Raw genomic sequence first — 22,304 nt, forward strand, 5'->3', positions numbered from 1 at the left:
AAAGACAGGCAGATTATTCTGCCTGTCTTTTTATTTCACCGTCGGAATTAATTTCAAAGATACCTAAGTCGCCTTCATTACCCGCTTTGATTTCTTTTTTTGAAATCGCTTGAACGACAAATAATAAATCGTCGACGTCAAAGCCACGTGGCACCATGATTAATTGATCATTATCTTCTTTTAGATAATCTGCGAGAGTCTTTTCAGCATCAATAAAGTTTTCCACATTGGCTGATTTATTCACCAAGTTCGTATCTGGGAAAAAGTAACCAAACTCTCCTCTAAACTTCACCTTGATGAGATTTTTATGACGTTCCAAAACAGTAATTACTCTACCCATTACTTCTCCTTCAATCATTGATATTAAAAATATTATACCGATAATCCATAATAGTTTAAAACAATTTAACTTTTCAATATAAACGTTAAATTTTTTTTAAATTACACGACAAAATGATTTTACAATATTAGTTTGAATTATAATTAACATAAGCCAACTAAAAGAGGTGAAATTCATGAATAGAATTAATGAATTTGATCCATTCTCATTTATTGTCGGTATTTTAGGTGTAATTGCTGGAATTATTTCAGTCGCTAGACCTGATGTAGCCTTTAGTACTATCGTACTTATCGTCGCAGTATTCTCAATCATCAGAGGTATCTTCAAGCTTACCCACATGACTGACATCTTCGACTCAAAGGGTTGGATCATCTTTAACAGTGTTTTAGATATTTTAATTGGTGTTTTAATGCTATTCAACGGTGCATTCGGTATGTTATACATTGCAATCTTCTTTGCAATCATGTTCATCCTGGACTCACTAACAGCATTATCACTTGCCAAGTATGTTAAAACTATCAGCAACGGTTACTACATTATGGATGTCATCTTTGCCATCCTTGGTATAATCGTTGGTATTTTATTACTAATTTCTCCAGTAGCATCTGCTCTATCAGTTGCTTTCTTGGTTGGAATTTTCTTCTTAGTGAACGGAATCTTATTGATCGTTCATTCAATTTAAATCCTTTTAAAAAAGACCTACCAATTAATGGTAGGTCTTTTTTATTGTTTGATTATTCTAAGTGACCGATTAAGATTGCGGCAACCACAATCATTAGTAAACCGATAACTGTGAAGATAATTTCTTTTTTGTTCTTGTTTTCTTTTAGGATAATTAGACCACCTAAAGTTGAAACAACAACGTTCATTTGAGTTAATGGGAATGCGTTAGCAACACCGTTTAACTTCAATGAAGTTAGGTATGCTAGAGTACCTAGTCCACCTAGTAGACCAATGATTCCACTCTTGAATGTAATCTTTGATTTTAGGTAACCAAATGCATCTTTACCGTTCAAGATTAATGTAACGATAACTGCACCTAAGAACATACCAAATGTTTGTGGTAGTAGTCCAACTAATCCTGAAGCATTAGTAATTCTTGGGAACACTGAACATGCAGTGTAACCAAATGATCCGATGATTAGTAATGGCATACCAGCCTTGTAATCAAGCTTCTTTCTAACAACACCCTTGTCCACATAGCTGGTACAAGTAGTTCCTAGAATTAATAGTGCGATACTTAAGAACCCGATTAACTTGGCTAATGGTGAACCCCATTCACCGAAGAAGATAACCCCACAAAGTGGAATTTCAATTAACTGAAGACCAGTTGAAATAGGCATTGCAGTAGAAACATTCATCTTAGTGAATGAACTGAATTGCATGTATTGAGCAACTGCCCATGCAACCCCACCTAAGAATGGCCATAGGAATTCTTGGAATGAAATAGCAGGTCTAGTAAATAGGTAGATAATAATACCGATTGCTAATTGTCCATATCCAGTTCCTAAAACTTGTTCAACAGGTTTACCACCAATCTTGGTAGCGATTAGTGGTCCTACCCCCCATAAAATAGCGGGTAATATTCCGATTAAGATATCCATCTTAACACATCCTTTTTATACTCTAATTTTAATAATAATATCTATTTTCTTTATAATGAAGCATCACTAAAGTGTTTACTCCAACATTTAACATTTTTTATTATACATTTATTCCAATGCATAGTAAAGCGCTTACATTAAGAAATTTTTCAATTTTACCTTTTCTTAATAATTCAAAGCATCCCCTATATAACAGCAAATAAAAAGCCAACTATGAAATGCATAATCAGCTTCGTTACTTTATAGATCATGATGTTTCTTTAGGTAATAGATCATCCAGTAAATAATTACTACGGTAATCACTAGCGTGAAGAACCATGACCAACTACTGTTAGCGAATGGTAATACATTAACGTTCATTCCATAGAATCCACTGATAATTGGTGGAATCGCTAGAATTAGTGACCAAACAGTCAACACTTTCATAACATCGTTTAGGTTGTTATTAATGATGTTACTGTATGTATCCTCGATTTGACTAACAATTTCATCTAACACATCAAACATGTATTTACTTTCTTCATATTCAACGGCAACGTCGTCGATGTGTTGATCTTGACGTTGATTGAATGAAATTGGAATTTCAAAGTTATCACTAGATTTTTGTAGTTGATTAATTGACATGATATTGGCAGCGGTAGCAGTCTTTAGGTATACCAAGTCGTTCTTTAGAATTGCGATTTCGTTTAAATGACGATTATTAACGCTATTCTTACTACGCTTGTTTTGTAGATTTTCAACTGATTCGTTGATTTGATCTAGCTTGTTCATGTATGGCTTATTGATTCTTTGTAGCATGTTGAACACCATATCAAACTTGTTACATCTAGTTTCTTGTTTGATACGGTATCTGGAATCACTCTTAGTGATAATTAATTCGTTGGTAAAAGCAATGACAACCGGTGAAGTTTGTACATTCTCATCTTGACCACTAATTAGCGCGCGCATAATCATGACAGAATATTTTTTGACCGGGTCATATTCAAAACGTGAATGCTCATGGGCATCTAGCATATACCCTTTTAAGATATTTGGTAGTTTATATTCATCGATGGTTTCAACAACTTCTTTGGTGTTTGCGTCGACCATTTCAACCCATGTTGAATCAGTTAGTTGATGAATTTTAATCAATTAAATTGCCCCCCTCTTTACGTACGTCAATATATTTTCATTATTCCAGTATCACTTTATTCAGTCAAATCATTACATTAATCTTAAAAAAAATTTATGATATACTTTTTTAAGTATAAATATAGGAAAGGAACTGATTTATTATCAGCAATTATATCAAGGTCGCATTATTAATGGCTTCTAGTCTATTCATGCAATTCTTAGATGCGACAATCGTAACAACCGCTTTACCGTATATCGGAAGAAGCTTAGATGTGCCAACTTCTTCGCTATCATTAACGGTAAGTATTTATTTCATTACTATGGCAATCTTCATCCCATTGAGCGGATGGATTGCTAAACGAATTGGTAAGAAAAACGCCTGGTTATTGGCAACACTACTATTCGTATTAAGTTCATTAGGAGATGCACTTGCACCAACCTTTACATTCCTATTAGCGAGTCGTTTTGTCCAAGGTTTTGCTGGATCGTTAATGACTCCTACCGCTCGTTTAATCATGTTGGAAAAAACACCTTCTAACCAACTACTTAGAATGGCTAACTACTTGGTATGGCCGGCACTAATTGCTCCTGCGATTGCTCCTATCATCGGTGGTTTCTTCGTGAAATACCTTACTTGGCAATGGATTTTCTTAATCAACGTGCCAATCGGACTACTAGCGATTATTATCGGCATTAAGTTAGTCGAAAAAGACACTCAAAAGAGTCGCACTAAGTTTGATTTCCTAGGTTTTATCGAAATTGCAATCTCATCTGGTTTCATCCTAATTGGAGCTGAAATTGCTACTTATGGTAGAGAATACTGGCCAACCGCCGGCATCCTTGTCCTAATTGGACTATTAATGATTCTAGTTGTCGGCTATCACTTGTCACACGTGGCTAACCCATTGTTTGATATCAAGGCATTAAAGGTAAGCTCATTTAGAATCTACCAAACTGGTGGAACCTTCCTATGGTTATCCGTTGGTGCGCTTCCTTACCTATTAACAGTGTACTTACAAACTGTCTTCCACTGGTCAGCGTTAGTTGCTGGTTACTATGTCATTTTTGTTTTCATCGGAAACATTGGTATCAAACCATTTACAAACGTAATTATCAGACATATTAAATATAAAGCTTCATTATTAATAGCATTATTTACCGTTGGAATTAGTACCGCTGCATTGGCATGGATTCAACCCACTACAATCGGTTTTATCATTGCTGGTCTAGCCTTCATTTCTGGATGTGGTCGTTCACTAGCACTTACCTGCTACAATGCCGTTACCTTCTCTGAAATTCCAATGAACGAAAGAAACTCGGCTAACACGTTAAGTTCAGTATTACAAACCATGGCACAAGGTTTGGGAGTTTCATTAATTACCGTTGTTGTATCAGCACTATCCAGTTTTGTCAGTGTTAATACCGCATACGAATACGGATTCATCTTCTTAGGAATCCTAATGCTGTACCCAATCATCGAAGTATTTATCCAACCTCGCGATTTCGGAAGTAAGGCATTATAAAAATAAAAAGATGGTATCTATTCGATACCATCTTTTTTTGTGGGATTTTATCCACGACCATCTTTAAATTCTGGGTATAGTTTCATACCACCATCAACGTAAATGGTTTCACCAGTTACGTATGATGATTCGGTAGATGCCAACCATGCTGCAGCGGCTGCTACTTCCTCTGGTTTACCAATACGATTCATTGGTATTAGTTCGGCAGTTTGTGCGTAAAGTTCTGGATCTGCGAACTTCTTAGCATTGATTGGTGTGTTAATTGCTCCAGGAGCAATTCCATTCACACGAATACCTTGTTCAGCGTATTCCTTAGCAACTGTTTCAGTGAATAACTTGCTACCACCCTTTGACGCAGCGTAGTCAGCAAAGTGTGGCCATGAAATTAATTGGTGAACAGAAGACATGTTAATAATGTTTCCTTCACGTTTGTGATCCAAGAAGTAATTCAATGCGGCCTTAGTACCTAAGAAAGTACCAGTTAGGTTAACATCGATTACTCGTTTCCAATCTTCAAGAGCTAACTTGTGAGTTGGTGTTTCTTTTTCCATTCCAGCGTTGTTGATGAATAAATCCATATCACCAAATTCTTCAACAGCTGTCTTAACTAACTTGTTGACGTCTTCTTCTTTTGAAACATCAGCTTGAACGGCAACAGCGTCTCCTCCGTTTTCGCGAATTTGGTCAACAGCTTCTTGAGCTCCGTTTTGATCTGAATGATAGTTGAACACTAACTTCATGTGTTCTTGTGCCAAACGAAGTGCAATGGCCTTTCCAATTCCCTTTGAGGCACCAGTAACTACCGCTACCTTTCCATTTAAATCTGTGTACATTAAAATCATTCCTTTCCAAAAGAATCCCTTGTTTTTAATTATGACACAAATATATGAAAATGAAATTTTCTGGACTTAAATTAAGATAATCTTTAACAATGACAACACTAACAATAATATTAAATTGATAAAAGTAAATTGTTTAAGAAATTTACCACTTGAATGTGGTGCATTCAATGAAATTTGTTTGTAAGCCAATAAATTGGCTAATGAGGCAACCAACGTCCCCAACCCACCAATCGATACTCCATAATAGATAGAAGTAAAATCAGCAGAAAATTTGGACAATAAGACGGCTGATGGCACATTGCTGATGAACTGACTACTTATAATGGCAGTCAAATAGGTATCAATTCCCGTTTGCGTGAATTGATGAATCAATGAAACCACCATATCAATTCGGCTTAGCATCCCTACAATTAGAAAAAAGAAAACAAACGATAGTAATAGTGAATAGTCGACATCAGCGATACTCTTAGGAGAAAATAGTTCAACTACGAGCACCGTAATCAATGTATCTGACCAAATCGAAAATAGTGAAAATTGTGATAACAGGACTAACACGAATAATCCGGCAATCATTAGTACATGAATTGGCTTTACATTAATCATTTCCGTTGGTGTTTGTTGCAATTGTTTATTATCACCAAATAAAATCAATACCAATAAAGATACAATCCCCATTACCAACAGTAGCAACGAATTGGCAAAGAACGTCTTGACTGAGATTTGATAGAACTCAACCAAAAAGACGTTTTGTGGGTTTCCAATCGGAGTAAACGCACTACCTAGATTGGCAGCAATGGTAATCAACACCGTTGGATAAACTATCGAGAGACTTAGCTGTTTGGCGATGATGATATATAAAGGAACAAGCGTTATAATCGCCACATCATTGGTTACAAACATTGATAAAACAAAGGATGTAATTGTAATATAGGCAGTTATTTGGCGTGTTGTTTTAACATGGTTTATAATCGAGTTACTTATGTAAGCTAGGATGTTGGATCTCTTAACCAACGAGATGATTAACATTAAGTTAAACAAGATCATGATGGTGTCGATATCAATATCTTTGATAGCCATTGGTTTGAATATCAGAAGGATTAAAAAGACTGCTAGGACAATTCTTAATACCTTATCTGAGATAATATTTTTATAAATTGTTTGAATCAATTTTTGACACACCGTCCTGAAATAATATTTGTTTTACTAACCTATAATTTAACATTTAAAGGAATGTTTTTCAGATTTTTCTTTAAACTAGCTTAAATAAGTGGTAAATTGTACTTTATCAATGTGTGAATTTTACATAATTACTTTTGGAGGATTTAGTCATGAAAGCTAAATTTGATAAGATTTCCATTATGGGAATGCTAATCACCTTAGGAATTGTCTATGGTGATATCGGTACTTCACCTCTATATGTAATGAATTCAATTATTGGTAATGCTGGTAAGATGGCCAACATCAAACCATTTTACATAATTGGATCAATTTCATTAATCATATGGACATTAATGGTGATTACAACAATTAAATACGTATTGATTACAATGCGCGCTGATAACAACGGTGAAGGTGGGATTTTCGCCCTCTTCGCTTTAGTTAGAAGAAAGGCAAAATGGCTAGTATGGCCCGCTTTAATTGGTGGTGCAGCATTGTTAGCCGATGGTACTTTAACCCCTGCGGTTTCTGTAACATCCGCTCTCGAAGGTTTGAAAGGCCAACACTTTGGTCCTATTTCATTTAGTAATTCACAACAAAACGTCTTGATTATTACTTCATGTGTACTTTTGGTTTTGTTCCTTATCCAAAGATTCGGAACTGGAATCATTGGTAATTCATTTGGACCTGTGATGTTTATCTGGTTTACCTTCCTTGCAGTAATGGGAATTGTAAACCTACTAAAATATCCAGCCATCCTAGGTGCATTTAACCCAGTATATGCGATTGAAATTCTATTCAGTCCAGTTAATAAAGCTGGTATCTTCATTCTAGGTAGTATCTTCTTGGCAACTACCGGTGCTGAAGCTTTGTATTCAGACATGGGACACGTTGGTAAGAAGAACATCTATGGTACTTGGCCATTTGTTTACTTTGCCCTAATCATGAACTACTTAGGACAAGGTGCTTGGGTTATCAACAATGCTCATAACCCACAATTTGCTAACTTAAGTAACTTGAACCCATTCTATGAAATGCTTCCAGAATCACTACGTGGTTTTGCAATCGTAATTGCTGCTTTAGCAGCAATCATCGCTTCTCAAGCATTGATTACCGGATCATTTACTTTGGTTGATGAAGCAATTGGTCTTAAGTTCTTGCCTCGAATGATTGTTAGACATCCAAGTAACATTAGAAGCCAAATCTACATTTCAACTGTAAACTGGTTCCTATGTATCGTTACCTTCATTGTTGTTTGGTCATTCGGTAGTTCTGAAAGAATGGAATCAGCTTATGGTCTAGCAATTACAATTACTATGCTTATGACTACTGTTCTTCTATTCGAATACCTATCAGGTAAGATGAGAAGACTATTAGCCTTCTTCATCGCTGCATTCTTCGCAGTTATCGAATTTACATTCTTCATTGCAAGTATTATTAAGTTCGTCCACGGTGGTTTCGTTACTCTAATCATCATGGGTTCTATCCTAATCGTCATGATTCTATGGTACTTCGGTAACAAGCGTCGTGACCATTACGAAAAGGAAAGCGAATATGTTTCCCTTACTCACTACAAGGATCAACTATCTGCTTTGAGTGAAGACGAATCAATTCCGCTATACACTTCTAACTTGGTATACATGACTAAGATTAAAAATGACTACCAAATCAAGCGTAGTACAATGTATTCAATCTTAGACAAGGAACCAAAGAGAGCTAAAGTTTACTGGTTCGTTACTGTTAATGAAACAAGTAATCCTTATGAAAGTAACTATACTGTTGACTTGTTGGATACTAAGAACGTTGTTGACGTTCAACTATACCTTGGATTTAGAAAGCAACAAAGTGTAAGTATTTACCTACACCAAATTGTTAACTACCTAATCAAACAAGGTGTTATCGATCCACAAAAGCAAAAGTATACTTCAAATGGTAAACCAGGAAACGTCGGAGACTTTAAGTTCGTTATCATCAACGAACGTCCTTCTGATTTAGCATTGAACTCAGAAATCAATGCCTTTGACAGACAATTAATCTCTGGACGTATCTTCCTCCAAAACATCACTGCCTCCCCTATCTCATGGTACGGTTTGGAATTCAGTAATGTTATCGAAGAATCTTCACCACTATTTATTACCATGCAACATGATCAATATTTAGTACAAAGAAAGATTTACCACTCAATTCATACAAGACATAACATATAAAACAAAAAAGGACTTACCAAATTGGTAAGTCCTTTTTTGTGTGCTTATTTCATCATTTCATCGATGGCAACTGCCATACGGCGAACACCTTCATGAATTTGATTTTCCTTCATGTTAGAGAAGTTCATTCTAAATGTTCCTGGAATTACTTCGTCAGGATAGAATGGTTCACCTGGAACGAAGGCAACATTATGTTTAACGCAGTTATTAAATAAATCCATGGTATTAACGTTACCAGGTACTTCTACCCAGATAAACATTCCACCTTCTGGATTACTATGTTTTACCCCTGCTGGGAATTGTTCATCAATTTCATTTAACATAAGAGATGCACGTTCGTAATAAACGTCTGAGATTGCCTTAATATGTTTATCTAAATCGTTGTCTTCCATGTATTGAGCAACGATAAATTGAGACAAGTTATCTGAATGTAAGTCAGCAGATTGCTTCATAACAACAAACATATCGATAAATTTCTTATCAGCCACAATCCATCCTAATCTCATCCCTGGAGCTAAGATCTTTGAGAATGTGTTCATGTATACCACAGTACCATTCTTATCAAAGTGTTTAACTGGTGGTACAGCAACACCCGAGTATCTGATTTCACCATATGGGTCATCTTCTAGAATGGTTACGCCATGTGCTTCAGCTAATTCAACCATTTTAGCACGACGATTAGCGGTCATGGTACGACCAGTTGGGTTTTGAAAGTTAGGAATTGTGTAGATGAACTTAGCGTCTGGATATTCGTTTAACTTTTCATCTAAGACGTCCATCTTCATTCCGTCCTCATCCATATCAACACCGACAACCTTAGCACCATAACTTCTGAATACGTCTAACGCACAAAGATATGTTGGTTTTTCAACTAAGATAACGTCGCCTTTATCGACCATCATCTTAGCAACTAAGTCAATTGATTGTTCTGAACCAGTGGTAATACAAACATTATCCACAGTGGTTGTTACTTCTTTGTTGGTTTGCATTCGATCAACGATTAATTCTCGCAAATGCGGATTACCGATTGAAGCCGTATATTGTAATGCTTCTTCACCGTGTTTATCAAAAACTTTATCGGCTGCTTCGTGCATTTCTTTTACCGGGAATAATTCTGGTGCGGGTAGCCCACCAGCAAATGAAATGATTTCTGGATCACCAGCTACCTTTAAAATTTCTCCCACCACATCATTATCTACCTTCGGTACACGACTTGAAAACTTGAAACCCATATAAAATCACTCCATTCTTAATAAAAAAGTTAACGTCGGATTTAGCGTTAACAACAATATAGTACAGTGATATTAAAAGTTCAATAGTTTTCTAATCATTTTCTAATATCATTATAAATTATCCAGCAAAAACGACGTAAATACAGAATAGCAGGATAATTATTTCGATTATAAGCAAAATAATGCGATATAAGGCCCTTTCTCCTTTTTTATGGGTAAATATGTATGTTGTGTACATACTCACCATTAAAGCACTAATAATTCCAGCCAGAATAAATCCAACTACATACATTACATTTGATCCGCTAATTCCACTAATAATAAAAATGAGTGGAAAGATGTATAACGCGATATTTAATAATATTTCCTTAATAATTGCTTTCATGATAAATATTCTCCCGTGATTAGTATATCAATTCTCACTATAAATAAGTGTTATCGAATTGTTTTAATAATAACATGACAAATGTCGCACTTTTTTAATTTTTTTCAAATTTTTTATTGTCATACTAAATATCATCATTTATAATAAATAGTACATATTCAAGTCATCCCACTAAATGTTGCTCGTTATTTAGCTATTATTTTTTCGCAGCATTAGAAGTGGACACATATTATAAAAGGAAGCCATCAACCTACCGATGACTTCCTTTTTTATTATCCAACGTGATTTTCTTTTAGAATCATGGCAACTTCTTTTTCCATTTCTGGTGTCTTAGTCCATTCTTCGAAATGATCCATGCTTTCATCTGGCATTTCGAAGTTTTCGTTAATATAGTTTTCGTAATTAATAACGTGTTCTGAGTGTGGAATGTTAAGTTGCAAGATACGAACTTCCTTAATGAAACCTCGTTCCGCTGCCAGTTCCGCTCTCCCGTTTTGAACCATGTTACTAATTTCCATGTACTTGGTACCATCTAATCTAGTAATTTGTTCAATTAAATCCAATGTTTCATGACTCTTCATTTCTTTAGCCATCTTAATTTAATCTCCCCTCGCAAAAAAAATCCGTTCAAAAACAACGGATTTTTTTGATTATTTAATAGTTGCTTTTACTGATGATGTCTTTTCAGTAGCGGCCTTTTTATGATGTTTCTTAGTTTTCTTTTGGTTATCCTTAGCAACACCCTTAGGTAATACTAACTTCTTAGTTGGTTTTACGATTGATGATGGGTGTTCCACAATATGACTTAGTGGATGACCTGAAACGTTAACTAAGCAGAAGAATAGAGTAGCGATAGTTACTAACCAAGTAAATACAACAGATGTCTTAGGCATCTTTTCGCTAATTACTGATCCGTAGAAACGCTTCTTAACCTTAGCAGCAACGTGCTTGTCATCTGGATGTTGTGCTTGTTCTTCTTCTGTGACTTGTTTTTGGTATGCATCGATATCAAAGTCTTTTTGGATTTGTTTTTGTTCTGCTTCAAACTTAGCCTTATCCTTCTTGGATAGCTTCTTGAACCATTCAATAAATTCACGGTATTTCTTGGTTACTTCTTGAGTTTCGCCAATCATTCTTAGCTTACCGTAGTTAATCCAAGCAACACGGTCACATAGGAATTCAATTTGTTTAAGTGAGTGAGAAACGAAGATAATTGTCTTACCTTGTTCTTTAAAGTCAGCAATCTTGTCCACACACTTTTGGTAGAAAGTATCATCCCCAACAGATAAAGCTTCATCAATGATTAATATATCTGGGTTAATGTGAACGGCAATAGAAAATCCTAGACGTGATTTCATACCTGATGAGTAACTCTTTACGGGTTGATCCACGAAGTCACCAATATCAGCGAATGAAACGATGTCGTCCATTAATGCATCGATTTCTTCATTGGTTAAACCTTGCATTAATGACTTCAATCTAATGTTTTCTCTACCAGTTAGGTTCTTTCTTAAACCAGCACTGATTGCAACGATTGAAGTATCACCCTTTACATCAACATAACCAGTTGTTTGAGGAATAATTCCAGAAATAATGTTAGAAATAGTTGATTTACCTGAACCGTTAACACCAATTAAACCAAGTGCTTCACCTGGTTTAACTTCAAAAGATACTCCCATTAATGACCAGAAATGAGGCACATCAGTCTTAATGGAGAAAAATGATTTTAATTTATCAGCTTGTGTTTTGAACAAATCGTACTCTTTAGTTACGTTTTGAACCTTAATCTTATAATCTTCAGTCATTCTTTAATACTTCCTATATTTTATTTCGATTTAATCATTATAAAACTAACTACTAATTATATCAAATTAATAAAAAAGTAGTGACTTGGCAGAAATCCAATAATTCTTATGATTTAAAACGATACGATACCAAGTAGTGTTGTACTTAGATCTAATTCCCTTTAAATTAATGCTAACCTTGTAATCCTTTGGCACCTTTACTTGTGACCAAGCGGTCTTTTGAACGTGCTTGTAAGTGCCTGGAATGTGGTTATATAGCGAATACTTACCGTAGTTATTCAAATATGCATGTCCTGATGCTTTTGAATAAGTTGATGACTTAGTGGTTGTCTTTTTAACAACCTTCTTAGCCTTCTTCTTGGTAACTTTCTTTTTTGTGGTCTTTTTTACAGCCTTCTTTTCAACCTTATTGTATGTCACACCAGCCTTGTTAACCCATACATCCCCTAGGTTAGAAACATTAATACGATACCATGTGTTTTCTTTGCCGTGATAATTATAGGTAGCAATTTGGTTCACATTGAATGTTTGATTCTTATAGTCATTAGATGAACCAAGTGATTTGGCTAATGTTTGTGAATTGAAAACATTGCTGTATAGGCCGTGGTTAGCGCGACTTAGTTTCGCCTTACCACTGTATTCCTTAACATTAATGGTAGGAAAATCGATGGCCTTAGCACTTACCCAATAAGTCTTAGCGTTCTTGCTGGTCTTGACACGATACCATGTGGTGCTAACACCCTTGTAAGTACGCACTGCTGAACAGTCTACATAGACGTTACTACCCACTTTAAGATGACTTGGCCAATTACCTTTCACGTTCTTAGCGGTTGTATCTTTAACGTGTGTGTATAAGTTGTAGTTAGCAAACTTAGATGATAATTGGAAAGTTTCTAGCGGATTACCATATGTATAAGTAGCAGTCGCTAGTGTCTTCTTTGTTTTAGTGTTGGTTGGTTGAGTATTAGCAGTATTTGTATTGCTATCGCTATTCGTACTTGGGGTATTTTTATTATTTGATGATGTATTTCCATCTAGTGAAGTTAAATTATAAGTATTAATTAGATTAATTAGCTTACTAGAATAGCTTGGATCAGTCGCATAACCATCCTTTTGGATGTTAGTTGCAGCTTCAAATCCGTCCTTTGCTTGTGACTTAAATACATTGGCATAACGGGAGTTCACAGTTAAGAAAGTGGCATAGCCTTGAAGACTATCCATGATACTGTTGTAACTCTTGAAGTATGCGTAGGTGCTATAAACTTGACCTTTAGAATTATATTCCGAAGTCTTTAACTTAACACCAGTACCATCAAACGATTTAATACCAAACAAGTTGTTGGCAATCTGCGTTAAATAACTGGTTCCATAACCACTTTCTAGTGCTGCTTGGGCAACCATAGTTGAAGCATATAGATTATTGCTATTTGCAATAGATTGAGCAATTGGTGAAATTGTTGAAATAAAGTTGTCAGCTGTTAATTGTGACCCCAAAACGTTATTGATTGAACCAGTGTTTGTGCTGTTCACAGTTGCTGCGCTGGCAGTATTATTTGCACCATTGTCTAAATCATCAGCATGTGAAACGTACACGTGTCCCGCAGAAATAACTGCACTGGCACTCAGGACGTACAGCAATGATTTGACGATTGGTTTTCTTCTCATAATTATTCTCTCTCCATTAAAATCTTTTTATTCTCTCTTATCTCTTTACGCCTCTTCGGCTAGCACTTAGACGGTTTTGTTGTTCCTTGAACTTATTAAAAGTCTTGTCCGCCTTAGCTTGTTTATTCGAATTGTTTTTTGTCTTCTTGGTAAATTTCATCAAAAACACTCCCAGTTAAAGATTATAACATGCCAACGTTATTTTTTATAAAATCTTATAATAAAAATTAGTCTATTTTTAATTTTAATCAAATAAAAAAGAGTGCCAAAAGCACCCTTTTCGTTCTTAAATTATTGAACAGTAACACTCTTAGCAAGGTTTCTTGGATGGTCAACATCTAATCCCTTGTTCAAACTAGTGTAGTAAGCCAATAGTTGAGCAGGAATAACACTCAATAGCGGTGTTAATAATTGATCAACATCTGGGATAACGATATCGTCGTTGTCCTTAGCAAGTGATTCAGTAGCAATGGTAATTGCCTTAGCACCACGCGCCATAGTTTCTTCTAGGTTACTTCTAGTTAAACCAGCAGTGTTGTCTTGAGTAATAATACCAACAACTGGAGTGTTTTCTTCAATCAATGCGATAGTTCCGTGTTTCAATTCACCTGAAGCAAAACCTTCAGCTAAGATGTATGAAATTTCCTTTAGTTTCAATGATGATTCTAGTGAAACAAAGTAGTCAATTCCTCTACCAATGTAGAAAGCACGGTTAGCATTAACAAAGTACTTCTTAGAAATTTCGTTAATCATTTCTTTTTCGTCAACGATTGATTGCATACCAGTAGCAACGAAACCTAATTGTTGCTTCAAGTTAAAGTCCTTAGCAGCCTTAACGTCTGATGATTCACCTAAAGCCTTAGCTAGGATTGCTTCAACAGTGATTTGAGCAGTGTATGCCTTAGTTGATGCAACTGAGATTTCTGGACCAGCGTGTAATAGCAATGTGTAGTTTGATTCACGAGAAAGAGTTGAGTTAGCAACGTTAGTAATTGTTAAGCTCTTGTAACCTAATTGGTTTAGGTTAACTAAAACTTCACGACTATCAGCAGTTTCACCACTTTGACTTAGGAAGATAAAGAATGGCTTCTTTGAAAGTAATGGCATGTTGTAAGCAAATTCTGAAGAAACGTGAACTTCAGTTGGAACTTGAGCTAACTTTTCAAATAATTCCTTACCAACTAGACCAGCATGGTAACTAGTACCAGCAGCAATGATGTATAGACGATCTGATTGCTTGATTGAATCTAGTAGGTCGTCTTCGATTACTGGATTACCATCTTCATTTAGGTATTCAGCAGAAAGCTTTCTCATTACGTTTGGTTGTTCGTCAATTTCTTTTAGCATGTAGTATGGGTAAGTACCCTTGTCAGTGTCACTAGCATCGATATCAACGTGGAATGGTTGTCTATCGGTTACGACTTCACCATCCTTGTTTTCGATAGTTACTGAATCTGGTCTAACGGTCACAAAGTCACCATCATCCAATTCTAAGAAGTCATGAGTAACATTTAACATTGCTAGAGAATCTGAACATACAACGTTGCAGTCTTCACCTAGACCGATTAGTAGCGGACTCTTGTTCTTTGCAACGTAGATAGTGTTTGGTTCTTCTCTATCCATTAATTGGAATGCGTATGAAGAACCCTTTAATAGTGATAGAGTCTTCTTAAATGCTTCTTTAGCATTTAGTTTTTCAGTTACAGCGAAGTGATCAACTAATTGAACAACAACTTCTGTATCAGTTTGTGAAGTGAATTCAACATCACTTAAGTATTTTTCCTTTAGGTCACGGTAGTTTTCAATAACACCATTGTGAACTAGGTAGAATCTCTTGTCTTGTGAGAAGTGAGGATGTGCGTTTTCGACAGTTACTCCCCCATGAGTAGCCCATCTGGTATGCGCAATTCCTGCACTTCCGTTAATCTTCATATCATTTACGGCGTCTCTTAGATTACTAATGGCACCAGTTCTCTTTACAAGGTAATCTTTCTTACCTTCATCGTTTACGTATAATCCAGCAGAATCATAACCACGGTATTCTAGTTTTTGTAATCCATTAACTAAAATATCAACGGCATTTTTATTCCCTGTTACACCAACAATTCCACACATATTATATTTTCCTTTCACTCTATATTTATTAATTGTTTTAAATAAATTTATATCTTTTTTATCATTTTCGACATATTCTAGATTACAAGTTTTAATTATCAATGTCAATTGATAAATGTCAAATTGGTATAGTTTATGCAAAAATTTTAAAAAATTGCGTCATATTGGTATCAATAAGCCTAATTGAAACAAAAAATTGGTTCAATTTAGACTCATTTTATACCATTTGTTAAATTGGTATGGACAAATTATGGGTGAAATTTGGCAATAAAAAAAGCAATCTAATTAGATTGCTTTTAATTTTTTATTCAATTCCAAAACGTTCTTGAACAACGTCTGCAATACGCTTAGTGTAACCATCAACTAATTCTTGTGTTGGAGCTTCTGCCATCACACGTAGTAACGGTTCGGTACCACTAGGACGAACTAGGACACGGCCATCACCGTTCATTTCCTTTTCTACTTCAGCAATAACTGCCTTCACTTGTTCATCATTTTGAGCACCGTCTTTGTCACTAACCTTAACGTTGATCAATTGTTGTGGGTACTTAGTTACTTCGCCAGCAAGTTCTGATAATTTCTTACCAGTGTCCTTCATTACGTGTAGTAATTGAAGACTGGTTAGTAATCCATCACCGGTAGTATTGAAGTCTAGGAAGACGATATGACCAGATTGTTCTCCACCTAGGTTGTAACCAGATTTGTTCATTTCTTCAACAACATATCTGTCACCAACCTTGGTTTGAACGTTGTGCATACCATTTGCTTCCATTGCCTTGTACATACCTAAGTTACTCATAACAGTAGTTACAACAGTGTCTTGTTTTAGACGACCGTGATCTGACATGTATTTTCCGCAAATGTACATAATCTTGTCACCATCAACTAATTCACCATTTTCATCAACGGCTAGACAACGGTCACCATCACCATCAAATGCAAGTCCAATTTCTGCACCTTGTTCTACAACCATCTTTTGTAGTTGTTCTGGGTGAGTTGAACCTACTTGATCGTTAATGTTGATTCCGTTTGGCATAGTTGCCATGGTTTCGAATTCGATGCCTAAATCAGCGTATAGACGTGATACTAGGTTACTTGTTGCACCATTAGCTGAGTCAACACAAATCTTCATACCTGATAAATCATCAGGAACAGTTTGTTCTAGGAAACGAATGTATTTTTGACTACCTTCTGAGTAATCGTCAACACTTCCCAATCCCTTAGCTGATGGACGTGGTAAATCGTCTTTATCAGCTTCTAGAATTGCTTCGATTTCTTCTTCTAATTCATCTGATAGCTTGTAACCGTCTGAACCAAAGAACTTAATACCATTGTATTCAGCTGGATTATGTGAAGCGGTAATCATAACACCAGCTGCTGCTCCTTGAGTTCTAACAAGGTAAGCAACACCTGGAGTTGTGACAACACCTAGTTGAAGAACTTCAATACCGACCGATAGTAATCCGGCAATTAAAGCACTTTCTAGCATTTGACCAGAAATTCTTGTATCTCTTGCAACTAATACTTGTGGTTGTCCTTCTGCTTGGCTGTGCTTGGTTAGAATATAACCACCGGCACGTCCACATTTGAAAGCTAGTTCAGGGCTTAAATCTTTGTTAGCTACCCCTCTAACCCCGTCTGTTCCAAAATATTTCATAATTTTATCTCCATTCATCATTCGATTATTTAAAATCTAGCGTGGAATAACAGTTACTTTAATATCCTCGGGATCGAAGCCAGTAACATTATTTAAATTCTTATCTAATTCCACATTGACCACTTTCTTTGATGTAATTCCAGAAACATCAACGTAAGCAATCACTTTATCGATTGATTCTAACTCCTTTTTGGTCCCAAATACTTTGACCTTGTCAGTGTCTGACGTTAGTTCATAGTCTTGGTTACTAGAGCCATTTTCAACCTTTAATTGTAGTGGAACATTCTTATTATTTCCACTGCTTATTGGCAAATTAACAGAAGTTGTTGATGGCGTCAAGATAACGTTAACAATTCTGCCTTTTGAATCTAACGCTTCTAAAACAGCTGAAGAGCTTACAGACTTCTTAGTATTTTGTGGAATACTCAACTTGGCAACGACTTGCTTAATCTTAGCAATTTCGTTTGCAGCACCAGTCACCTTAACTTTATTAGTGCCAAGCACTGGTTTGCCAGCTGAATATCCATCTGCGATGTTAGCTGATTCATATTGAGCTTTTACTGGAAACTCAACTGTCTTTCTAGGTTGAATATTAACGTAAATATAACTTGGGTTAATGTAGTATCTCAATTCGTTGTTCAAACCATCTTGGTATAAACGAACCTTATGAGTCCCCACACCTAATCTTGAAAGATCCGCGTACACTTTGAAGTTTTGTGTATTTACTGTGGTAGTAACCAAAGCTGTTGGTCCTACAATCTTAACCGATACCTTTTCAGGATAACCGGTAACGAAGTACTTGCTGTTATCAACGTTTAATTGTAGTGGCACTGAGATATTAGCTGACTTATTGGAAGTCAATTGTGTAATGTCTTCAGAGCTGCCGTAGTTACTACCTGAACCAAAAAGTTTTGATTGGTTAACATAAGCAAATAATAAGATGGCAAAAATCAATGCCAATAATCTTAGGTACCATGGGCTATTAAATTTCTTCATTACTTTTGCCCCCCTGTTGATTGCTTGATTTTGTCGAACCAATTAAAGATGGTTGTAAATAAGTTCTTATTCATTGAATCTTGCTTAGTAATCAATTGATCACGTAAGAACTTCATATAGTCTTCCTTATTCATTCCTCGTAACAATTCGTTATTCTTGGTAATTGATACTTCCCCTGTTTCTTCAGAGATAACAATGGTTAAAGCATCAGTTACTTCAGAAATACCGACAGCTGCACGGTGTCTAGTTCCTAATTCCTTTGGAATCAAGTTACTTTGTGACAATGGTAGGTATGCAGCTGCAACGGCAACACGATTATTACTAATAATAACCGCACCATCATGCAATGGTGTATTTGGAATAAATGTATTAATCAAAAGTTCACCGGTGATGTCCGCATCTAACTTAATTCCAGTTTCGATGTAATCTTCCAATCCGGTATCCATTTGAATAGTCATTAAAGCACCAATTCTACGTTTTGACATATATTGGATGGCTTTATCAAGTTCCAAAATCATCTTTTCATTTTCAACGTTTTGGTTTTGTGCATGCTTAATAATTGAGCCACGACCTAAATGTTCTAGACCACGTCTAATTTCAGGTTGGAAAATAACGATAATCGCGATAACTCCCCAGTTAATAACTTGGTCAGTTAAGTATGATACAGTTGTGAATCCAAAGATCACACTGATTATTTTAACGATGGCAATTACTAAAACACCACGGAATAATTGGACAGCTTTTGTGCCCTTAAGTAAGATAATTACCTCATAGATAATGAACCAAACAACTAAGATATCTAAAAGGTTACTTAGTGTTAAGATGTTACTCCAATTTATCCCCATACCTATTCCTCCATAATTTCATTCATACTCTATATTATATCACTCATTTTCGTTTATTTTTAGCATTATCATTTTTGATAGAATTTTTAAGTAATAATCATTCAATATTTACCGTTTAGGGTTTAAAATGGTGTTAATACTATTTTGAGGGGTCCAAATCATGTTTAAAAACGCACGTTGGCAAGTACGCCTATTTTTCATTTTGTGGATAATATTTTTATTCGTGGTAGCAAAGCCACCATTTGAATTCTTAGTATTAAACACTTTCTTGGGTTACATCCCCATTGAACTGAGTTTGGAACTAACAAATAAGTACGTTGAAAAGTCATGGATTTTTTGGCCAATCTTTGCCCTTTGGTTAGTGTTCTACCCAAATGCACCTTACCTATTAACCGACTTGTTCCATTTGTCACTACTTCAACCATATGGAACTAATGGGCTATTAAGATTATCCGCTCACATGTGGATGAACTACTCATTATTGATGATTAGTGCTTTAGGATGCTCAATGCTTGGTTTCTACGGATTATTCCAAATCGTTAACCGTTGCTTTGCATTCTTCTCAATCCACTCTAAAGTAGCAAAAGTGTTGCTAATCTTTGCTTTAAACGTCATTTCATCAATTGGAATTTACGTCGGTAGATTCCTTAGATTCCACACCATCTACCTACTTTTCTCACCTCGTCTGGTGATTAAACAGTTAGCTGAGATGTGGACGTTGAAAATGTTAGTCTTTGTCGTTATTATGACGGTGGTTCAATGCTTTATCTATTGGATCTTATACCTAATCCTAAAAGACGTGAAAAACTCAGAAGAATAATAAAAAAAAGACAGCCGAATCGGCTGTCTTTTTTTAGTCTGTACTTAATTCATTATTTTCAACATAGTTAACTTCTTGTCTTAACTTCGAAGCGAGTTTCAAACTAATTTTATCGTTGATTAGTAATTCTTGAATTCCCTTACGGTATGCTTCTAACTCACGTTCCTTAGCGATACGGTAGTACTTTTCGTAATCCAATGAACGCGTTCTTAATGCCAAACTAAGGTTAGTGTATTCGTCAACGATTGAGTTAATTGCTTCAGAATCACCATGTTCCTTTAATTTTTGAACCGTATAGTCATTGACCATAATCAACGCTTTTTGAATCTTTAGTTTTTGTTCCTTGTCAGAACGTTGTTTGAATAACCATAGCTTAGTTGTTTGAATGGCTGACATGAATTCTAGTTTTAAATTAAAATCGTTAAATGCAACTAGGTTCTTCAATTCACGATGGTTAATTTGGTAATTAATCGTGTTAGCTTCCTTGCTGGTAACCACCTTATCGGCGACTAATTTCTTAACTGCTTGGTGTTCATATTGAACGGCCAGTGAACGAATACTTTTTTCCAATTCATCTGGTTTAATTGACGATAATTGTCTAATCATCAATTCACATTGATCAATTAGAATGTTGCAAATATGTTTGTCAGGACGATCCATTTGCTTAATATCGTCAATCACATAGTTTAACACGTAGATACGTGCCTTTTCTTCACTCCAATAGTTGTCATTGTTGTAAGAAACGACCGGATCGTTCTTAGAAATCAGTGGCAATACAATTACCGCTGCCAATAGACTTAAAACGATTACGATTGATGCGATGAATAGCACCAATTCACGATCTGGGAATGCTTCGTTTTGCACGGTAATCAATGGAATGGATAATATTCCGGCCATAGTGATTGCCCCACGTACACCTGAGAAACCAACGATGTTAGCGGTTCTGATGTCGATTGGGCCAAACTTCTTAGTGGTAATCAGGTTATGACAGATTTCGTATAGAATAATCCAAACAATTCGAATTATTAAGATAATTAACCATGTCACAACTGCATAACCAATTGATTGGAAGGTATTGAACTTCATGTCGTTAACAACTGCTTCCATTGCAAATGGCAACTCAATTCCTAGGATTAAGAACACGATTCCGTTTAATAGATAAACGATGATATTCCAAGCCTGTTCACTGATTAGTTGTAACTCCGCTGATGATGATTGAGTTGATGTGTTATTGACATGATAGACAATTCCAGCGGTTACTACCGCGATTACTCCTGAAGCATGGAAGACATCTTCTGAAAGCATATAAATCACAAATGGTGACACGATTTGAAGCACCACGTTAAATACCAAGTTGGTTAGGCCGTTCTTGTACAACCACTTACGGACCAATGAGATAATTAACATTATGACTACCCCGGTAATAGCACCAATGATACTGATGTAGAAGAAATCTCCCACGGCACTCTTCAATGAAAAGGCACCGTATACGGTTGCGGCAATGGCATATTTAAAACCAATTAAACCACTGGCATCGTTAATTAGACTTTCACCGTTTACCAAATGCAAGATGTTCTTTGGCAAACGCACCTTCTTGGCAATGGATTCAACGGCAATCGGATCTGTTGGTGATAGAATGGCAGCTAATGAGAATGCTACTGGAAGTGGCATCGATGGAATTAATTTATAGATTAACAAACCACCAAAGAACATGGTGATAAATACTAAGATAATTGCATTGGCGAAGATGGGCCATCTCAATTCCCATAGTTCATCCTTGGGAAAACGACGCCCGTCATTGAATAGCAACGGTGCAATAAATAATAGTAAAAACCAGTCTGTGCTTAGATTGATACTGAAGTTACCAAATAATGCTAGTCCACATCCAAAAACAACCTGAATCAAGCTGACTGGAATGGCTTTAACATAATGATTAATAATTGTTGATAAAAGCAGTAGTAACGTTAAAAATAAAATAATTTCAATAAGCTGCATGG

The 22,304-nt window shown here is 35.8% G+C and carries 18 protein-coding genes and 1 pseudogene; 4 read left to right on the forward strand and 15 right to left on the reverse strand.

The annotated features are described in order from the left end of the window. Nucleotides 1-13 precede the first annotated feature (13 nt). Nucleotides 14-358: a hypothetical protein gene (locus K5Q07_RS05990; protein WP_220730151.1), complete on the reverse strand. Its 345-nt coding sequence runs from the start codon at nucleotides 356-358 to the stop codon at nucleotides 14-16. A gap of 157 nt (nucleotides 359-515) precedes the next feature. Here K5Q07_RS05990 and K5Q07_RS05995 point away from each other — a divergent pair, with 157 nt between their 5' ends. Beyond that, nucleotides 516-1,022, forward strand: a complete 507-nt coding sequence (locus tag K5Q07_RS05995; RefSeq protein ID WP_054606335.1) for an HdeD family acid-resistance protein — start codon at nucleotides 516-518, stop codon at nucleotides 1,020-1,022. Between the two features lie 52 nt (nucleotides 1,023-1,074). Here K5Q07_RS05995 and K5Q07_RS06000 read toward each other — a convergent pair whose 3' ends face one another. Then, on the reverse strand, nucleotides 1,075-1,944 hold the full coding sequence (locus tag K5Q07_RS06000) for a GRP family sugar transporter (RefSeq protein ID WP_220730152.1): 870 nt from the start codon (nucleotides 1,942-1,944) through the stop codon (nucleotides 1,075-1,077). Between the two features lie 240 nt (nucleotides 1,945-2,184). After that, a complete protein-coding gene (locus tag K5Q07_RS06005) occupies nucleotides 2,185-3,075 on the reverse strand; it encodes a magnesium transporter CorA family protein (protein WP_054606333.1) in 891 nt (296 codons plus the stop codon). A 173-nt stretch (nucleotides 3,076-3,248) separates the two neighbouring features. Between K5Q07_RS06005 and K5Q07_RS06010 the strand changes: the two genes are divergently transcribed. Then, nucleotides 3,249-4,580 carry an MFS transporter gene (locus K5Q07_RS06010; protein WP_237756854.1) on the forward strand — a complete coding sequence of 444 codons (1,332 nt, stop codon included), beginning with the start codon at nucleotides 3,249-3,251 and terminating at the stop codon, nucleotides 4,578-4,580. Between the two features lie 47 nt (nucleotides 4,581-4,627). Here the strand turns inward: K5Q07_RS06010 and K5Q07_RS06015 are convergent, their stop codons facing one another. Beyond that, nucleotides 4,628-5,413, reverse strand: a complete 786-nt coding sequence (locus K5Q07_RS06015) for a glucose-1-dehydrogenase (protein ID WP_054606331.1) — start codon at nucleotides 5,411-5,413, stop codon at nucleotides 4,628-4,630. A 75-nt stretch (nucleotides 5,414-5,488) separates the two neighbouring features. Next, nucleotides 5,489-6,601 (reverse strand): SLC13 family permease, encoded by a 1,113-nt coding sequence (locus K5Q07_RS06020; RefSeq protein WP_251067647.1) that lies wholly within the window; start codon nucleotides 6,599-6,601, stop codon nucleotides 5,489-5,491. A 149-nt stretch (nucleotides 6,602-6,750) separates the two neighbouring features. Between K5Q07_RS06020 and K5Q07_RS06025 the strand changes: the two genes are divergently transcribed. Then, nucleotides 6,751-8,787, forward strand: coding sequence for a KUP/HAK/KT family potassium transporter (locus tag K5Q07_RS06025; RefSeq protein ID WP_054606330.1), 2,037 nt, complete (start codon nucleotides 6,751-6,753; stop codon nucleotides 8,785-8,787). Between the two features lie 44 nt (nucleotides 8,788-8,831). Here K5Q07_RS06025 and K5Q07_RS06030 read toward each other — a convergent pair whose 3' ends face one another. The 9 genes and pseudogenes from K5Q07_RS06030 to cdaA form a co-directional block, all read right to left on the reverse strand. Further along, nucleotides 8,832-10,019, reverse strand: a complete 1,188-nt coding sequence (locus K5Q07_RS06030; RefSeq protein ID WP_220730154.1) for an aminotransferase-like domain-containing protein — start codon at nucleotides 10,017-10,019, stop codon at nucleotides 8,832-8,834. 657 nt (nucleotides 10,020-10,676) lie between these two features. Further along, entirely contained in the window at nucleotides 10,677-10,985 is a 309-nt protein-coding gene (locus K5Q07_RS06035) for a hypothetical protein (RefSeq protein ID WP_034532024.1), read from the reverse strand. 186 nt (nucleotides 10,986-11,171) lie between these two features. Further along, nucleotides 11,172-12,209: pseudogene (locus tag K5Q07_RS06040) on the reverse strand (ABC transporter ATP-binding protein); the annotation flags it as partial. A 66-nt stretch (nucleotides 12,210-12,275) separates the two neighbouring features. Further along, nucleotides 12,276-13,874 (reverse strand): glycoside hydrolase family 73 protein, encoded by a 1,599-nt coding sequence (locus K5Q07_RS06045; RefSeq protein WP_220730156.1) that lies wholly within the window; start codon nucleotides 13,872-13,874, stop codon nucleotides 12,276-12,278. A 37-nt stretch (nucleotides 13,875-13,911) separates the two neighbouring features. After that, the gene (locus K5Q07_RS06850; protein ID WP_094751125.1) at nucleotides 13,912-14,034 is read right to left on the reverse strand and encodes a hypothetical protein; all 123 of its coding nucleotides are present in this window, start codon (nucleotides 14,032-14,034) and stop codon (nucleotides 13,912-13,914) included. Nucleotides 14,035-14,165: 131 nt separating this feature from the next. Continuing rightward, entirely contained in the window at nucleotides 14,166-15,989 is a 1,824-nt protein-coding gene (gene glmS / locus K5Q07_RS06050) for a glutamine--fructose-6-phosphate transaminase (isomerizing) (RefSeq protein WP_220730157.1), read from the reverse strand. 304 nt (nucleotides 15,990-16,293) lie between these two features. Further along, on the reverse strand, nucleotides 16,294-17,646 hold the full coding sequence (glmM, locus tag K5Q07_RS06055; protein ID WP_054606325.1) for a phosphoglucosamine mutase: 1,353 nt from the start codon (nucleotides 17,644-17,646) through the stop codon (nucleotides 16,294-16,296). 36 nt (nucleotides 17,647-17,682) lie between these two features. Beyond that, entirely contained in the window at nucleotides 17,683-18,642 is a 960-nt protein-coding gene (locus K5Q07_RS06060; protein ID WP_220730158.1) for a CdaR family protein, read from the reverse strand. After that, the gene (gene cdaA, locus K5Q07_RS06065; protein ID WP_053792528.1) at nucleotides 18,642-19,487 is read right to left on the reverse strand and encodes a diadenylate cyclase CdaA; all 846 of its coding nucleotides are present in this window, start codon (nucleotides 19,485-19,487) and stop codon (nucleotides 18,642-18,644) included. Before cdaA ends, K5Q07_RS06060 begins: the two co-directional genes overlap by 1 nt. A 160-nt stretch (nucleotides 19,488-19,647) precedes the next feature. Here cdaA and K5Q07_RS06070 point away from each other — a divergent pair, with 160 nt between their 5' ends. Further along, nucleotides 19,648-20,307: a DUF1361 domain-containing protein gene (locus K5Q07_RS06070; RefSeq protein ID WP_054606323.1), complete on the forward strand. Its 660-nt coding sequence runs from the start codon at nucleotides 19,648-19,650 to the stop codon at nucleotides 20,305-20,307. Nucleotides 20,308-20,340: 33 nt separating this feature from the next. Here the strand turns inward: K5Q07_RS06070 and K5Q07_RS06075 are convergent, their stop codons facing one another. Beyond that, nucleotides 20,341-22,302, reverse strand: a complete 1,962-nt coding sequence (locus tag K5Q07_RS06075) for a cation:proton antiporter (RefSeq protein ID WP_220730159.1) — start codon at nucleotides 22,300-22,302, stop codon at nucleotides 20,341-20,343. Nucleotides 22,303-22,304 lie beyond the last annotated feature (2 nt).

Origin of the sequence: Apilactobacillus zhangqiuensis, assembly GCF_019656215.1 — a bacterium.
In the GTDB taxonomy this organism is placed as follows: Bacteria; Bacillota; Bacilli; order Lactobacillales; family Lactobacillaceae; genus Apilactobacillus; species Apilactobacillus zhangqiuensis.

Bases quoted from the DNA above. Each gene is read 5' to 3' on its own strand.
- glmS (WP_220730157.1), bottom strand. From the start codon at position 15,989: ATGTGTGGAATTGTTGGTGTAACAGGGAATAAAAATGCCGTTGATATT.
- cdaA (WP_053792528.1), bottom strand. From the start codon at position 19,487: ATGGGGATAAATTGGAGTAACATCTTAACACTAAGTAACCTTTTAGAT.
- K5Q07_RS06070 (WP_054606323.1), top strand. From the start codon at position 19,648: ATGTTTAAAAACGCACGTTGGCAAGTACGCCTATTTTTCATTTTGTGG.
- K5Q07_RS05995 (WP_054606335.1), top strand. From the start codon at position 516: ATGAATAGAATTAATGAATTTGATCCATTCTCATTTATTGTCGGTATT.
- K5Q07_RS06045 (WP_220730156.1), bottom strand. From the start codon at position 13,874: ATGAGAAGAAAACCAATCGTCAAATCATTGCTGTACGTCCTGAGTGCC.
- K5Q07_RS05990 (WP_220730151.1), bottom strand. From the start codon at position 358: ATGATTGAAGGAGAAGTAATGGGTAGAGTAATTACTGTTTTGGAACGT.
- K5Q07_RS06075 (WP_220730159.1), bottom strand. From the start codon at position 22,302: ATGCAGCTTATTGAAATTATTTTATTTTTAACGTTACTACTGCTTTTA.
- glmM (WP_054606325.1), bottom strand. From the start codon at position 17,646: ATGAAATATTTTGGAACAGACGGGGTTAGAGGGGTAGCTAACAAAGAT.
- K5Q07_RS06035 (WP_034532024.1), bottom strand. From the start codon at position 10,985: ATGAAGAGTCATGAAACATTGGATTTAATTGAACAAATTACTAGATTA.
- K5Q07_RS06850 (WP_094751125.1), bottom strand. From the start codon at position 14,034: ATGAAATTTACCAAGAAGACAAAAAACAATTCGAATAAACAAGCTAAG.
- K5Q07_RS06015 (WP_054606331.1), bottom strand. From the start codon at position 5,413: ATGTACACAGATTTAAATGGAAAGGTAGCGGTAGTTACTGGTGCCTCA.
- K5Q07_RS06000 (WP_220730152.1), bottom strand. From the start codon at position 1,944: ATGGATATCTTAATCGGAATATTACCCGCTATTTTATGGGGGGTAGGA.
- K5Q07_RS06060 (WP_220730158.1), bottom strand. From the start codon at position 18,642: ATGAAGAAATTTAATAGCCCATGGTACCTAAGATTATTGGCATTGATT.
- K5Q07_RS06025 (WP_054606330.1), top strand. From the start codon at position 6,751: ATGAAAGCTAAATTTGATAAGATTTCCATTATGGGAATGCTAATCACC.
- K5Q07_RS06010 (WP_237756854.1), top strand. From the start codon at position 3,249: ATGGCTTCTAGTCTATTCATGCAATTCTTAGATGCGACAATCGTAACA.
- K5Q07_RS06030 (WP_220730154.1), bottom strand. From the start codon at position 10,019: ATGGGTTTCAAGTTTTCAAGTCGTGTACCGAAGGTAGATAATGATGTG.